Source organism: Terriglobus roseus (genome assembly GCF_900105625.1).
In the GTDB taxonomy this organism is placed as follows: Bacteria; Acidobacteriota; Terriglobia; order Terriglobales; family Acidobacteriaceae; genus Terriglobus; species Terriglobus roseus_B.
On the sequence record NZ_FNSD01000001.1, the window covers coordinates 3,250,731 to 3,265,251 of the forward strand.

The 14,521-nt window shown below is 59.7% G+C and carries 13 protein-coding genes; 11 read left to right on the forward strand and 2 right to left on the reverse strand.

The annotated features are described in order from the left end of the window. Window positions 1-12 precede the first annotated feature (12 nt). The 11 genes from BLW03_RS13395 (at window position 13) to BLW03_RS13445 (ending at window position 13,090) form a co-directional block, all read left to right on the forward strand. The gene (locus BLW03_RS13395; RefSeq protein WP_074654531.1) at window positions 13-675 is read left to right on the forward strand and encodes a YdeI/OmpD-associated family protein; all 663 of its coding nucleotides are present in this window, start codon (window positions 13-15) and stop codon (window positions 673-675) included. Window positions 676-730: 55 nt separating this feature from the next. Further along, window positions 731-2,491, forward strand: a complete 1,761-nt coding sequence (locus BLW03_RS13400) for a DUF885 domain-containing protein (protein ID WP_074656013.1) — start codon at window positions 731-733, stop codon at window positions 2,489-2,491. 158 nt (window positions 2,492-2,649) lie between these two features. Then, entirely contained in the window at window positions 2,650-3,525 is an 876-nt protein-coding gene (gene galU, locus BLW03_RS13405) for a UTP--glucose-1-phosphate uridylyltransferase GalU (protein WP_074654532.1), read from the forward strand. Between the two features lie 482 nt (window positions 3,526-4,007). Beyond that, window positions 4,008-4,772: an RNA polymerase sigma factor gene (locus BLW03_RS13410; RefSeq protein ID WP_074654533.1), complete on the forward strand. Its 765-nt coding sequence runs from the start codon at window positions 4,008-4,010 to the stop codon at window positions 4,770-4,772. A gap of 197 nt (window positions 4,773-4,969) precedes the next feature. After that, a complete protein-coding gene (locus BLW03_RS13415) occupies window positions 4,970-5,932 on the forward strand; it encodes a HEAT repeat domain-containing protein (RefSeq protein ID WP_074654534.1) in 963 nt (320 codons plus the stop codon). Between the two features lie 49 nt (window positions 5,933-5,981). Beyond that, on the forward strand, window positions 5,982-6,881 hold the full coding sequence (locus BLW03_RS21145) for a PDZ domain-containing protein (protein WP_280138032.1): 900 nt from the start codon (window positions 5,982-5,984) through the stop codon (window positions 6,879-6,881). A 118-nt stretch (window positions 6,882-6,999) separates the two neighbouring features. Next, a complete protein-coding gene (locus BLW03_RS13425) occupies window positions 7,000-8,457 on the forward strand; it encodes a circularly permuted type 2 ATP-grasp protein (protein ID WP_074654536.1) in 1,458 nt (485 codons plus the stop codon). Then, the gene (locus tag BLW03_RS13430; protein ID WP_244502085.1) at window positions 8,439-9,896 is read left to right on the forward strand and encodes a carbohydrate porin; all 1,458 of its coding nucleotides are present in this window, start codon (window positions 8,439-8,441) and stop codon (window positions 9,894-9,896) included. The genes BLW03_RS13425 and BLW03_RS13430 overlap by 19 nt, the downstream gene beginning before the upstream one ends. Window positions 9,897-10,273: 377 nt before the next feature. Continuing rightward, the gene (locus tag BLW03_RS13435; RefSeq protein ID WP_074654538.1) at window positions 10,274-11,260 is read left to right on the forward strand and encodes an alpha-E domain-containing protein; all 987 of its coding nucleotides are present in this window, start codon (window positions 10,274-10,276) and stop codon (window positions 11,258-11,260) included. Between the two features lie 105 nt (window positions 11,261-11,365). Then, window positions 11,366-12,370: a transglutaminase family protein gene (locus tag BLW03_RS13440; protein WP_074654539.1), complete on the forward strand. Its 1,005-nt coding sequence runs from the start codon at window positions 11,366-11,368 to the stop codon at window positions 12,368-12,370. Between the two features lie 285 nt (window positions 12,371-12,655). Next, entirely contained in the window at window positions 12,656-13,090 is a 435-nt protein-coding gene (locus tag BLW03_RS13445) for a pyridoxamine 5'-phosphate oxidase family protein (RefSeq protein ID WP_074654540.1), read from the forward strand. 185 nt (window positions 13,091-13,275) lie between these two features. Here BLW03_RS13445 and BLW03_RS13450 read toward each other — a convergent pair whose 3' ends face one another. After that, window positions 13,276-14,121, reverse strand: a complete 846-nt coding sequence (locus BLW03_RS13450) for a hypothetical protein (protein ID WP_074654541.1) — start codon at window positions 14,119-14,121, stop codon at window positions 13,276-13,278. Then, entirely contained in the window at window positions 14,118-14,432 is a 315-nt protein-coding gene (locus BLW03_RS13455) for a PadR family transcriptional regulator (protein WP_074654542.1), read from the reverse strand. Before BLW03_RS13455 ends, BLW03_RS13450 begins: the two co-directional genes overlap by 4 nt. Window positions 14,433-14,521: the final 89 nt, after the last annotated feature.

Genomic DNA, 14,521 nt, shown 5'->3' on the forward strand with positions numbered 1-14,521 from the left:
TCGGGTGTCGATATGAAGAAAAACTTCCAAGCCGCAATTGAAAAAGGGACAGGGGGGCTTGGCTGGACGATCGCGCAAATCCCGTTCGATCCCCTAGTGGACTGGACTGATCGAATCCGTCTGCGTGTGAAGGGAACGATTAATGGGTTCTCTTTTCGCACTTCGTTGTTTCCGCTTGCGGGCGAAGCGGGCAAGTATTTCCTGTTGGTGAATCGCGAGATGCAGACCGGCGGTCGAGTCGGGCCCGGGCACGTTGCGCAATTCGTGTTGGAGGCCGATCTTGATCCACGTCCGGCTGAAGTGCCGGAGGAACTTGATGCGTTGCTTGATGAAGAGAATGGGTTGCGCGCTTGGTACGACTCTCTCTCGGAGTACACGCGGCGCGAGATCGGCAAGTGGATCTGCGATGTGAAGAGCGATGAAGCACGCATGCGTCGTGCGCAGACGATGACCGAACGTCTCTTCGGAACCATGGAAGCCGAAGCCGAATTGCCACCTGCGATTCGCAAGGCGCTGGATGCCAGGCCGAAGGCGAACTCCGGATGGCAGACGATGACCCCGACGCAGCGACGCATGGAGTTGTTCGCCGTCTCCGCGTACCAATCGCCTGAGTCGCGCGCTAAGCGCATCGACAAGCTGTGCGATGCCGCGGTCAAGCACGCCGGGAAGAAATAGCCGCGCTTCATCGGCTCTTGCGAGACGTGCTCGCCGCGATAAGATGTTCGCAATCATGCGCTTTTTACTTCAGTCCGTCGCGGTCTCGTTCGCACTCGTCGCAACCCTCTCTGTCCCGGCACGTGCGCAGCGCATCGGCGCCGATGGCGCAAAGCAGACATTTGGTTTCGTAAGCGAACAATACTTCGACGACGTTTACTTCAAGTTCAACCCCACCAGTGGAACGAGCGTCGGCTTTCATCAGTACGACGCGCAGCTTGAGGACTATTCCGCTGCGAACATCGCGAAAGAGACGGCTGCGCTGCATCAGTACCAGGCGAAGCTTGAGGCGATTCCCGCGGATGGTCTTGATGCTCCTGTTGCCGCGGACCGCGAGGTGCTGCTGAATTCCATCAAGTCGCAACTGCTGAGCCTGGAGACGATCCGGATGTGGCAGAAGAATCCGGACAACTACTCCAGCGGCGTTACGAGCTCGATCTTCACACTGATGGAGAGGCCATACGCACCGGTGAACACACGCTTACGAGCGGCAATCGCTCGCGAGAAGCTGATTCCGCAGGTCTTCGCAGAGGCGCGGAAGAACCTGCAGAATCCGCCAAGAATCTACACAGAGATCGCGTTGGAGCAGATCGACGGCAGCATCAGTTTCTTTGAGCACGATGTGCCGCTGGCCTTCGCCTCGGCTACCGACGCTGCCGCGAAAGCTGAGCTCATGAAGACCAACGCTGCTGTCGTCGACGCCATGAAGAGTTATGCAGCATGGATGAAGGCGGACCTGTTGCCGCGTTCGAACGGCAGCTTCGCCTTTGGTGCTGACACGTATCGTAAGAAGCTGCAGTACGACGAGATGGTCGACACTCCGCTGGACAAGCTGCTTGCCGTAAATGAAGCGAACACGAAGGCAAACCAGGCGGAGTTCGCGCGCATTGCGAAGGAGCTCGATCCGAAGAAAACTCCGACGGAAGTGCTGGCGGAACTGGCCACTATCCATCCTGCACCGGACAAGCTGCTGGATGCCTTCCGTTACAGTTTCAACGCGGAGATAGCATTCATCCAGACGCATCACATCATCACGCTGCCGAGCGACGCGCGCCCTATCCTGCAGGAGACACCGCCGTTCATGCGCGCGACGACCTCTGCCAGCATCGATCCTTCAGGACCGTTTGAGACAGGATCGAAGGCCGCGTACTTCAACGTGACGCTGCCTGAAAAGGGATGGACACCGGAGCACATCGCCGAACACATGGCGGAGTTCAACGTTGGAACCGTCGTCAGCACCAGCATCCACGAGACGTTTCCCGGTCACTACGTCCAGTTCCTCTGGCAGGATCAGTTCCCATCGAAGGTGCGCAAGCTGGTTGGCGCGAATACGAACGTAGAGGGCTGGGCTCACTACACCGAGCAGATGATGCTGGATGAAGGTTTTGTCACACCCGGCGCGGAGGAACGCACACGCAAACTGGTCCGGCTGGGCCAGATCCAGGATGCGTTGTTGCGCAATGCGCGCTTCACAGTGGCCATCAAGATGCATACGGAAGGCTGGACGACGGAGCAGGCTGAGCACTATTTCGTAACCGAAGGCTATCAATCACCGTCTGTAGGGAAGATGGAAACCAAGCGCGGAACGGCCGATGCTACCTATCTGTATTACACGTTGGGTAAACTAGAGATACTGAAGCTCCGAGCTGATGTGAAGGCAAAGCAGGGCGCACGATTCAACCTGCAGGACTTTCACGATACCTTCATGCGGCAGGGTCCTGTACCGATCAGGATCGTACGCCAGGCGATGTTGCACGATAACTCGCCGGTACTGTAAGCCGCACAACGTTTGCTGCGTCACTGAACTGCTTCCTGCACTGTCGTTCATCGACCTACAACGGATTCGGGATACGCTTCCTCGAATCCGCTCACTAGCATTGGGCAATTGAAATCACTGTAATTACATCTCGGAAAGTGTTTGGAAACCAGTCACGCATGACACAGAAGATTCGTAAGGCCGTATTCCCCGCCGCCGGTATGGGCACCCGCTTCCTTCCTGCCACCAAGGCCACTCCCAAGGAGATGCTGCCTCTGGTCGACAAGCCGTTGATCCAGTACGGCGTCGAAGAGGCAGTCGCTGCCGGATGCACAGAGATCATCATCGTCACGGGCCGCGGCAAAGGCACCATGGAAGACCACTTCGACCGCGCACCGGAGCTTGAGGCGTCGCTTGAGAAGCGTGGTAAGACTGCTCTGCTTGAGATCGCGCAGTCTGTCTCCAAGCTGGCCAAAATCACCTACGTGCGCCAGCCAGAGGCGCTTGGCCTGGGCCACGCAGTGCTGATGGCGAAGGAACTCGTCGGCGATGAGCCATTCTGCGTGCTTCTGCCGGACGACATCGTGGATGCGACCACACCCTGCATGAAGCAAATGGTGGAAGCCTTCAACCGCACCGGATCGTCGATCCTGGGCAGCGAAGTGGTCGAAGGCGAAGCCATCTCGCAGTACGGCTGTCTCGACTGCGCTCCGGTCGCCGGTGATGAGCGCCTGCTGAAGGTTCGCGACATGGTCGAGAAGCCCAAGGCAAGCGAAGCACCGAGCCAGAACGCGATCATCGGTCGCTACATCCTGACGCCTCGCATCTTCAGCCTGCTGGAGCAGCTGACACCCGGCGCTGGCGGCGAACTGCAGCTGACGGACGGCATCAAGGCGTTGCTGCAGTATGAGAGCGTCTACGGCTTCACCTACGAGGGCAAGCGTCACGACGCGGGCGATAAGCTCGGCTTCCTGAAGGCGACTGTCGAGTTTGCTCTGAAGCGCGACGACCTGGGGCCGAAGTTCCGCGAGTGGCTGAAGTCGTTCCCCATCTAAGAACGTCGACGACCTGAGATCGGGGGGTACCCCCTCCCCCGATTCTCGTAAAAATCAGATTCTAAATAGGTTGACGATTCCTAAATCGGCAAAAATTAGATTCTAAACGGCTTAGACGCAAAAATCAGATTTTAAAGGACTTAGGGCAAATCACAGAGTCGCTGTGATTTGCCCTATTTCTATTGTACCGAGTCGATGGAAGTCAGCGGCCAACTCGATGTCTTTTTGAATCTATGAGATAAGTGATTTAGGGGCTTGACAGCTTTTTGGCAGCGGGAAAGTTCGCGCGAGCGCGAGTACCCACCTCTCGTGATGGAGCCGCGAAAGGATTGGGCACCCGGAGCGGCGGCAGCCCACTTACGACAATGAAGCTGTCACGAATGGGCCACCGGATTTGTGGCGCGCATGGGCTCACTAACCTTTTTCTATCTCCCGTGTCTATCACTGTGAGATCGATCTTCTGACTCCGGAGTCAGCGCACGATGGGTACACAAGCTTTTGGTGACGCAGTGAGTGGTGGCGCTTTTGCAGCAAATACCGGTGGTTTTGCCGGCAATGGGGCATTGGTGGCGGGTGTGGTCGCGGTAGAATCGCCAGCAGTGGCGAAGGCAGCGGCAGGACGAGCAGGCAGGGCGGCGCTTACTCCAGCGCAGATGGAAGCCCGTGCCCAGCAGCGGTTGGAGGATGACGAACTCATCCGTCAGGCGCAGCGCGGCGAGCGCGATGCATTCGACCAGTTGGTGCGCCGGTATGATGGTGCGGTTCTAAGGCTTGCGCTGCACATGCTGGGCAATGAGCAGGATGCGCAGGACGTGCACCAGGAGGCGTTCCTGAAGGCCTACCGGCACCTGTCGAACTTCCGCTTTGAGTGCTCGTTTTACACGTGGCTCTATCGCATCGTCACTAACCTTTGCCTGGACGCGCTGCGCCGGCGTAAGAGCCGTCGCGAAGATCCGGCGGTGGTGATGGACGGCAGCGGTGATGCGATCGACCTGATGAGCAACATCAGCGACGACCGCGCCGGTGCCAACCCTGAACTGGAGCTGCGGCGCAATACGCTGCACCTTCGCATCCAGGAAGCGCTGAACCTGCTGACGCCGCGCGAGCGGATGGTGTTTGAGTTGAAGCACTACCAGGGCCTGAAGCTTCGCGCCATTGGCGAGATGCTGCAGACCACGGAAGAGACGGCAAAGAACACGCTGTTCCGCGCAACACGGAAGCTGCGCGCGAACCTGGCGGACGCTTAGAAAAGTTTCGTAGTTTCTGGTTTCTAGGAACTACGAAACCAGCAACAAGAAACAGCAGCACCAGCAGGACCCCGCAGATCAGGCACAGGCCGGCGCGGGTGCAGTACACAGACCACGGCAGGCGATCGGGACACCAACGACCGGCCGGGACAGCAGCACGCAACAACTTTTGGGAAGCCACACAAGGAACACGCGCCATGAACTGCGAAGAAGTCAAAGTAAATCTCGTTTTGTTGGCCTACGACGAGCTCCGAGAGGAAGAGCAAGCCGATCTGGAACTGCATCTGAGGGGATGCGCTGAGTGTCGGGAGGAGTCGCTGGCAATGGCCGCGATGACCGGAGTCCTGGCCCAGGAGACAGTCCCCGAAGTGTCGCCGAACATGCTGGCAGCCAGCCGCATGCGCCTGGACGAAGCCCTGGATGAAGCCGCCGAAAGCACCTGGAGCATGCGCCTTCGGGCTGCGCTGATGGGCACGTGGCAGCACCTGTACGCCGCGCCCGCATTGGCCACGCTGCTGGTGGGCGTAGGGTTCCTGGGCGGCAACTTCGTCACGCGTTACCAGGTGGACCATGCGCCGAAGCCCACGTCGCCTTTTTCGGCGACCATTGGCGAGGGTGTGATCGGAAGTATCAATGACATTGTGGCGACGCCCGAACCGGGCGTCGTCCAGGTGAAGTACACGCGGATGGTGCCAACGATGTTCCAGGGCCGCCTCGATGAACCGCAGGTGCGTGAACTGTTGACACTCGCAACACAGCGACCGGGCGATAGCGAAGTGCATAAGACGTCTGTCGGCATATTGGTCGATGCATGCAAGGCCGGCAACATCTGTGATCATGGCGAGGGGCAGGCGCCGGGTTACCGGGACGTCCTGTTGCAGCGGCTGCGCTACGATCAGAGCGCTTCCGTTCGTTTGCGCGCGCTGGAGGGCCTGGGCCGCTATATCGGTGAGGATCCAAAGGTTCGTGATGCCGTGCTGGAAAGCCTGATGAGCGACTCCAATGCCGAAGTGCGAACCCATGCCATTGGAATGCTGGAGCCCGTCGAGGGTGATTCCAGTGTGCGCCAGGTGCTCCACACGGTTTCCACGCGGGACGAAAACCCATACATTCGCAATGCCTCCGCGCAGGTACTGGGGACCATCGATGGGATTCAATAGCCGGGTTGCGATCGCCGGACTCGCGGTGTCTCTTTCGGCCGGAATTGCGATGGCACAGACGGCATCCCTGCCGGTGCAGATGTGCAGCACTGCCGATTTGAGTGCCATATTTGCAGGCGCAGGTTTCGCCTCCTTCAGCGGTGCGCACTCCCAGCCGCCGCAGGGATATCTTGGCATCGCATTTCACGGTGTGAATGACGGCGAGATCGCTGCCATGCACCTGAAGGATGGCCACGGTGCCGAGATCATCATGGTCGATCATGATGGCCCGGCGGGTAAAGCCGGACTGCGCGAGCATGATGTGGTGCTGAGCGTGAATGGGGTCAGCATCGAGGGTGAGGACCAGCTACGCAAGATGCTGCGTGACACGCCTCCGGGAAAGTCGATCGCGCTCTACATCTGCCGCAACGGCGTGGAGCAGACGGTAACAGCCGTGATGTCCACGCGCGAAGAGGTCGATAAGCAGGCGCGCCAGACCCGCTTTATCGTGCCTGTGCCCGTGGACGATACGGCAATCGTCGTTGCGCCTGCGGAGCCGCCGGCCTCGCGGAGCGGCTTCGGTCATGGCTTCATTGCGGGACATCTTCTGCCCACACCCACCTACACGGGTGCAACGGTCGACGCCATGGGCGCGCAACTAGCCGACTACTTCGGCGTGAAGGACGGGAAGGGTTTGTTAGTCCACGAAGTGGAGAACAACAGCCCGGCCGCTGTGGCAGGTTTGCGCGCCGGTGACGTCATTGTGAAGATGAATGGCGGCCGTGTGGCGACCGAGAAAGACTGGACGCGCGCCCTGCATGAGAGCAAGGGACGTGCGGTGACGATGACCGTTATTCGCGAGCGGCGCGAGCAGGTGCTGACCATGGTGCCGGACTCGAAGAGACGCAGTTCGCTGGACAGGGCGACGGAGCCGGGCGCAAGCGGTTTGCCTGCGATGATGCTGCGGTAAGGCTGCGCTACGGCACGATAATCCCCGAAGAAAAACATGCGGACGGCCTCTTCGCAGGCCGTTGAACGGTGAGGCACGCTTCTGGCGTCCGTCCCGGACCTCTATACTGAGGCCACCGATGGACAATCTCGAGCCGCTTCGGCCCAACCTGGAAGACTACCTGCTGGACAACGCCTACGACGAAATGTTCGCGGGGCCGGACCAGTTGCGCGGCACTTATGAAGTGCTGATGGAACAGTTTTCCGCCCTGCCGCGCGCTGAAGTGGAGCGACGCAAGCAGGCCGCTGATCTATCGTTTCTGAATCAGGGCATCACCTTTACCGTCTATGGCCGCGATGAAGGTACGGAAAAGATCTTCCCGTATGACCTGCTGCCGCGCATGATCACGAGCGCCGAGTGGGCGACGGTGGAGAAGGGCCTGACTCAGCGCATTACCGCGTTGAACCTCTTCCTGAAAGATATTTATACCGAGGGCCGCATCCTGAAAGAGGGTGTGGTGCCGCGCGAACTGGTGTACAGCTGCAAGCAGTTCCGCCGCCATATGATCGGGCTGCAGGTGCCGCGCAACGTCTACATCGCCGTTGTGGGGACGGACCTGATTCGCCTGGAGAACGGCGAGTTTGTTGTGCTGGAGGATAACCTGCGGGTGCCGTCAGGCGTGAGCTACATGCTGACGAACCGGCGCGTGATGAAGCGGATCTTCCCGCAGATGTTCCGCAAATACAACGTGCGCCCGATTGAGCAGTACACCCAGCTGCTGTTGAGCACGTTGCGTTCGCTGGCGCCTGAGGGGCGTCCGGAACCGAATATTGTTCTGCTTTCGCCCGGTGTTTTTAACTCGGCGTACTACGAACACGCGTATCTTGCACGGCAGATGGGTATTGAGCTGGTCGAGGGACGTGATCTGGTGACGCACGACAATGTCGTGTACATGCGCACGACCAGCGGCCTGCGCCGCGTGGATGTGATCTATCGCCGCGTGGATGATGACTTCATCGACCCCATGAGCTTCCGCGGCGACAGCATGCTGGGTGTAGCGGGCCTCTTCAACGCCTATCGCGCGGGTAACGTGACGCTGGCGAACGCCTTCGGCACCGGTGTTGCCGATGACAAGGCGCTGTATGCCTACGTGCCAGACATCATCAAGTACTACCTGGGCGAAGACCCTGTGCTGAAGAACGTGGAGACGTATCTTTGTGCGCGGCCCATTGAGCGGCAGCATGTGCTGGCGAACCTGGACAAGATGGTCGTGAAGGCCGTGGGTGAGAGCGGTGGCTATGGCATGCTGATCGGCCCGCAGTCGACGGCGGCGCAGCGTGAGGAGTTTGCACGCAAGATCGAGGCGGATCCGCGGAATTACATCGCGCAGCCGACGATTCAGTTCAGCCGCGCGCCATGTCTGTTTGGCAATGGCTTTGAGCCGCGTCACGTGGATCTGCGGCCGTACGTCCTGTACGGCGATAAGGTGAGCATCGTGCCGGGTGGACTGACGCGCGTTGCGTTGAAGAAGGGGTCGCTGGTTGTGAATAGTTCGCAAGGCGGTGGCAGCAAAGATACATGGGTGCTCAGTCAGTAATGATCGTGCGGCGGTGGGTGGTGTGTGCGTTGCTTGCGGCTGCGCCGCTTGCTTTGGCGCAGGCACCCGCCAGTCGCAACCCACCGGCGCAGGTGCCGATCGAGAATGCGCCGCCGGCTGACACGGCTCCGGCGCTGTTTCCGCATACGCTCACGAAGCCCTGGTACATCGCAGGGCAGGCGAACAGCATTTTGCAGGCGCATGGCGCGTTTCACTCGCCGTATGAGGGCGTAAACAGCTTGCGTGCGCGCGGCGAGTATAAGGTGTCGCTGCTTGGCACGGTGTATCTCGGCCTGCAGCCGTGGCAACTGCTCGCAGGCGCGGACTCGGTAAAAGCGAGTCGTTACAACACAGATTTTCTGGTCAATGTTGAGGCGGCCGGTGGCCGCGGCATCAGCCAGGCGCTGGGACTCGCAGGCTTTACGAATCTTGATGTGGTGCGGAATCCCACGCTCGGGTCCAAGCCGTACATCGCTCGGCTTGAGGTCCATCAGACCATCGGCTTTACCGATGCGATGACGGACAATACGCGCGGTCCGCTGTCGCTCGCGACGAAAGTGCCTGTTCGACGCCTGGAGTTTCGCGCCGGCAAGATGTCGACACCGGACGTCTTCGATCTGAACAGCGTGCTGAGTGACAGTCATCTCCAGTTCACCAACTGGAGTATCGACAACAATGGTGCGTGGGACTATGCGGCGGACACGCGTGGCTACACCTATGGCGCGACGCTCGAATACCAGGATCGCGACTGGGCCGTGCGCTATGGCCTGATGCTGATGCCGACGGTGGCTAACGGCATCGACCTGGACTGGGCGGTGAAGCGTAGCCGCGGGCAGAATGTGGAGGCCGAGCTTCGGCACGGATTCCTGCCGGGGAAGAAGGGAACGCAGCGTGTCCTCGCTTTTGTGAACACAGCCCACATGGGCAGCTATCGTGAGGCAGTGCAGGCGTATCTGCGCGGTACCGATGCAACACCGGACATCACGCTGCACGAGCACACGTCGGCGCGGAAGTACGGCTTCGGCTACAACATGGAGCAGGCGGTTACCGATGACCTGACGGTGGCCGCGCGGTTCGGCTGGAATGACGGCAAGACCGAGTCATTTGCGTACACCGAGATCGAGCAGACGGCGCTGGTTGGCGCCAGTTACGACGGCAAGCAGTGGGGCCGGAAGAATGACAAGGTGGGCCTGGCGTTCAGTTCGAACGCCATCAAGCGCGATCATCAGCAGTATCTTGCGAACGGCGGCCTTGGCTTCATCCTGGGAGACGGCCACCTGCGCTACGGCCGCGAAAACATTGTGGAGGGTTATTACAACCTCCACCTCTGGCGCGGATCGTACTTTGCAGCGGGCGGGTCGCACATCAATAATCCCGGTTACAACCGCGATCGCGGCCCGGTCTGGGTACCGTCGTTGCGCATGCACATGGATTTCTAGCGAAAGGTTTGGAGGGGCACAGGGGCGGGTGCCCCATTCTTTCGCGGCTCCGTCGCGAAAGAATGGGTTCTTTCGCTGCAATTCGTACAGATCTGTGAAGCAATGCGGTTGCGCTGTCGCGCGATATCCCACCCTTGCTTCGCAAGGATGGGGCACCAACCGGATTGACTGGTGCAGGTGTCGCACGTTCTGCAACTGGTCCGTCGGTCTTGCCCCGATGAAAAGCCAGCATGCCGGGCTAGCTGCACTACACTGTATGGACCGATGAAGCTAAATGACGTCGGATGCGACTTTCCCTATGCATCGCGGCGACTCTCATTTAAGCCGTACTGAAACCTCATACCTGCCTCTTCCAACCGCCTCGTAACCGGAGACACATGCTTTCAAGAGTTGCAGACAGCCTGTACTGGATGAGCCGCTACCTGGAGCGCGCGGAGCACACGACGCGGCTGCTGGATGTGAACCTGAACCTGATGCTGGACGAGCCGCAGACCAGCGCGGACCGTCGTTGGCAGCGCGTGCTGCAGGCGCTGGGTTCGCCCAAGGGCGCGAAGTTCGAGGGCGATGCCATCGCCTTGGCTCGCTGCCTGACCTTCGACGCGAACGTGCACGCGAGCGTCCTGTCCTGCATCATCGCGGCGCGCGAGAATGCGCGGCATGTGCGCGAGCAGATCTCCACCGAGATGTGGCAGAAGCTCAATTCGCTCTATCTGCAGGTCACTCGTCCAGAGATGCAGAGCGACATGCACGCCGAGGCCTTGTTGCAGCAGAACGAAGGCCCGACCGAGTTTCTTGGGCAGGTGATGGAGGGTGTGCATCAGTTCCAGGGTGTGACCGACTCCACCATGAGTCACGGCGAAGGCTGGCAATTTATCCAGGTAGGCCGCTTCATGGAGCGCGCCTCCGCAACGGCCATGCTGATGGAGGCCTACCAACCGGAGCTGTGGGCCAAGCATGACGCTCTGCCGGACAGCAACGAGTACCTGGAGTGGATGGGGCTGCTGCGTTCCGCCACGGCTTTCGAGGCTTATTGCAAGGTCTACACCGCCGACCTGGCACCTGACTGGATTCTCGAATTCCTTCTGCTCGACGAAGACTTTCCGCACTCGCTGCGGTTTTCGATCGACGCGATGCAGCATGCGCTGGAGGCCGTGCAGGATGTGAGCGGCGGTGCTCGCTCGCACAACCTAAGCCGTATCTCCGGCCGATTGCGCGCCACGCTGAGTTACTCCAGTGTGGAAGAAATTATGAGCGGTGATGTGGTCACGTATCTGCGCGAAATCCAGATGCAGTGCCGCGAGATTCACAACGCCATCTATGAGCTATATGTCGATTACTCAATCCAGGCGGCGCTTGCCGGGTAAGAGTTTCTTGTTGCTGGTTTCTTGTTTCTAGTTACCGGCCGAAGGATCGATGCATTTCACGGTCACTAGAAACCAGCAATAAGGAACTAGAAACACGGAGTCCCCATGTATTACACGGTCCGGCACCTGACAAAGTTCGTCTATTCAAATGCAGTGAGCGAAAGCATCATGGAGACGCGCATGCATCCGCGGTCCGATGCTGTGCAGCGCTGCTTGAACTTCCAGCTCTCTGTCAGCCCGCGTTGCCGCGTCTTCAGCTATCGCGACCACCTGGCGAACAACGTGCACCATTTCGACATACCCGGCGCCCATGAGCAGTTGGTCATCGTTGCGGAGAGCCTGGTCGAGATGGAGCCGGCACCCATGGTGCCGTCGTTCCTGTCGCCCGATGCATGGGCAGCGCTCGATGCGGATGTGCAGGCCGGTGACTTCTGGGAGTTCCTGTTTCCCAGCGAGTTCACGACACCAACACCGCTGCTGGAGGAGCTTGGAAACAAGCTTGAAGTGCGCCGCCGCGACGACCCGCTGATGGTGCTGCACGACCTGAATGAGAAGCTGTATCGCTACTTCGACTATGTGCCGAAGTCGACCGAGGCAGACTCGCCGATCGATAAGGCGCTGGAGCAGAAAAGCGGTGTCTGCCAGGACTTCTCGCACATCATGATTGCGCTGGTGCGGTCGCGCCTGCAGATTCCGTGCCGCTACGTCAGCGGCTACCTGTACCACGGCCAGGGCGACAAGGACCGCAGCGCCACCAGTGCCACGCACGCATGGGTTGAGGCCTACCTGCCGCAGTTTGGATGGGTTGGCCTGGATCCAACGAACTGGCTGATCGCAAGTGACCGACACATTCGCACGGCCATCGGCCGCGACTACAGCGATGTGCCGCCAACACACGGCATCTTCCGTGGCTCGGCGAATACGGATCTAACGGTTGCAGTACGCGTCTCGCCCAGCGAAGGCTCGCCGTTGCCGGACCAGGAGCTGCCCGTGCCGGAAGACTGGTCCATGCTGGTGGAAAAGGCGCAGCAGGTGCCACCACCGCCGCAGCCCATCGCCGACAGCATGAAGCGCATGCAACAGATGCAGCAGGCCCAGCAGCAACAGTAAGCCCTTCGTGCCGCTCTCGATATTTCGCGTGAGCAAGCCCGGCCTCGAGCCGGGCTTGTCTTTGTGTGGAGAGCCCGAGTTCGGGCGCCCTAAGTCTCGATTCTGAGAGGTGGGTTCCTCAAATTTCGATGGCGCTCACAGAACCCAAATCTCATGGAGATGTGGAGCGCCCGATCCTCATTGCTTGCACTTCATTCGGCGCGCGGTCCTGTTGGCCGCAGTGAAATGGCTCTCGCTCGTGAACTTCAGGCCCGCATCTCACTTGATCGTTGAGGTGATTGGGCAATGAGCGAGATGAGCATGCAGGACCTGGCAAAGAAGATCGGTGACATCGACTTCACGATGCTGTCGACAAAGACAGACGGCGGCGCAATCGCCGCGCGTCCCATGAGCAACAACGGCGATGTTGAGTTCGACGGCGACTCGTGGTTCTTTACCTGGGAAGAGTCACGCATGGTGCAGGAGATCAAGGCCGATCCAAAGATAGGCCTGTCCTTGCAGGGCAAGGGACACTTGCTGGGCAAGCCTCCGCTCTTCATCGCCATGGAAGCTACGGCGGAACTCATCCGCGACAAGGCGGTGTTCACGAAGCATTGGCAGGCTGAACTGGAGCGATGGTTCAAACAGGGTGTAGATACACCGGGCCTCGTGCTGATCAAGGCACACGCCGAACGCATCACGTACTGGGACGGTGAAGAAGAGGGAACCGTCAAAATCTAGCGATGTCTCTGCCATGCCACGGATCGGATCTTTAAGCTTGAGGGGCTTATCCTCACAGGCTCTATCGGCACTCCTCGGAGCGAAGTTCTGTCCCGCCGGCTGATTGCCTTTCGGCGGAATCGCGTGCCGAATAACTCCGTGCAAATCAAATGCCGCATCCGGTGGGAGCGAGTAACGGCTGGTGGCTACGGCCGGAACAGTTCACGCCAGGTGCGATCGAGCTGCAGCCAACGGGCGTTCTCAAACCAACTTGTCTGCCACTCTGGCTGGTGCAGGAGGCCGTGGCCTCTGTCACACATCTCCTCGGTGGCGTTTGAGTCCAGCAGGCTCCATGAGGGTGAGCCCATGCGCGCGGGACTGCGCAGCGACCTCATGCAGGTGGGGCAGCGCTGGCGCTGATCGGTGAGAGCCCAACTGACGGCAACTACATTGAAGACCAGTCCACAGGCCATCAGCAGCCAGTCTGCCTGTGCGCCCAGAAGGTGCTGGAATGGCATCGTCACGTGAATGGCAAGCAGATAGCATGACAGCACCGCAAAGACGAGCTTTGCGCCAAGGAAGCGCCACCGCAGCCATCTTTGGGCCATGGTGGCTGCGTCGCCGCGATAAGCGTCACACGCGCCGTAGCGCGAGGTGACAACAGTGGACGGCAACGAGAACAGTGCGAGTGCGATGAAGCATGCAAAGGCACCGTGTCCCCAGTTGGAGAAGACCAGGTGCCGGAGCTGCGGCTGCGCCATGCTGCATACAAATAACAAGAAGAATGCTCCGCCCACCATGCGCACGCAGAGGCTGGGTGCCCGCCAGTCGATGGCCTCAAAGCGGCAACGTAGTTGAAGGCGACGCATGGCGATAGCGTCCGGCACCAGGCCCTGCGCAAGCTGTGCTGCAGCGTGAGGATCTTCGCAGTAGGCATGGCTCAGTTCCGCGACCCACTCTGTCTGCCAGGCTTCGCGCTTTACGGAAGGCACGATAGCAGCGGCCGCGCGTAACTGGCGATGCAGGCTGCGCAGCTGCCGGTGCGGCGTCATGCCTTGACCGCCTTGGGCCGTGCGAATTGAGCGATGAGCGGATACTTCTTCTCGGCTTCGACGAGTGCCACCTTTCCTGCGGCGGTCACCTTGTAGTAGCGGCGCGCGGGCCGGTCCTCCTTCTGCGCCTTCTGTTCGTTCTCCCACGTGCCGTCGATCAGGCCATCATTCTCCATGCGGCGCAGTGCGGGGTAGACGGTTCCGCTTGGAAGGCCGGTGATGTTCATGATGTCGAAACCATAGCCATAACCCTCCTTCAGGGTCTTGAGCAAGAGCGCGGCGGAATGGGAGAGTCGAACGGTTTCGGACACGGCAAATCCTCGGATCGGTAGCTATGTAGTTTTCTACTTGACCGCGCATGTTCGTCAAGGATATGAAGAATGCTACATAGGGGTGGAGC

Excerpts from the sequence above, each read along its gene's own strand:
- BLW03_RS13395 (WP_074654531.1), top strand. The coding sequence starts at position 13 with ATGAAGAAAAACTTCCAAGCCGCAATTGAAAAAGGGACAGGGGGGCTT.
- BLW03_RS13400 (WP_074656013.1), top strand. The coding sequence starts at position 731 with ATGCGCTTTTTACTTCAGTCCGTCGCGGTCTCGTTCGCACTCGTCGCA.
- galU (WP_074654532.1), top strand. The coding sequence starts at position 2,650 with ATGACACAGAAGATTCGTAAGGCCGTATTCCCCGCCGCCGGTATGGGC.
- BLW03_RS13410 (WP_074654533.1), top strand. The coding sequence starts at position 4,008 with ATGGGTACACAAGCTTTTGGTGACGCAGTGAGTGGTGGCGCTTTTGCA.
- BLW03_RS13415 (WP_074654534.1), top strand. The coding sequence starts at position 4,970 with ATGAACTGCGAAGAAGTCAAAGTAAATCTCGTTTTGTTGGCCTACGAC.
- BLW03_RS21145 (WP_280138032.1), top strand. The coding sequence starts at position 5,982 with ATGGCACAGACGGCATCCCTGCCGGTGCAGATGTGCAGCACTGCCGAT.
- BLW03_RS13425 (WP_074654536.1), top strand. The coding sequence starts at position 7,000 with ATGGACAATCTCGAGCCGCTTCGGCCCAACCTGGAAGACTACCTGCTG.
- BLW03_RS13430 (WP_244502085.1), top strand. The coding sequence starts at position 8,439 with ATGGGTGCTCAGTCAGTAATGATCGTGCGGCGGTGGGTGGTGTGTGCG.
- BLW03_RS13435 (WP_074654538.1), top strand. The coding sequence starts at position 10,274 with ATGCTTTCAAGAGTTGCAGACAGCCTGTACTGGATGAGCCGCTACCTG.
- BLW03_RS13440 (WP_074654539.1), top strand. The coding sequence starts at position 11,366 with ATGTATTACACGGTCCGGCACCTGACAAAGTTCGTCTATTCAAATGCA.
- BLW03_RS13445 (WP_074654540.1), top strand. The coding sequence starts at position 12,656 with ATGAGCGAGATGAGCATGCAGGACCTGGCAAAGAAGATCGGTGACATC.
- BLW03_RS13450 (WP_074654541.1), bottom strand. The coding sequence starts at position 14,121 with ATGACGCCGCACCGGCAGCTGCGCAGCCTGCATCGCCAGTTACGCGCG.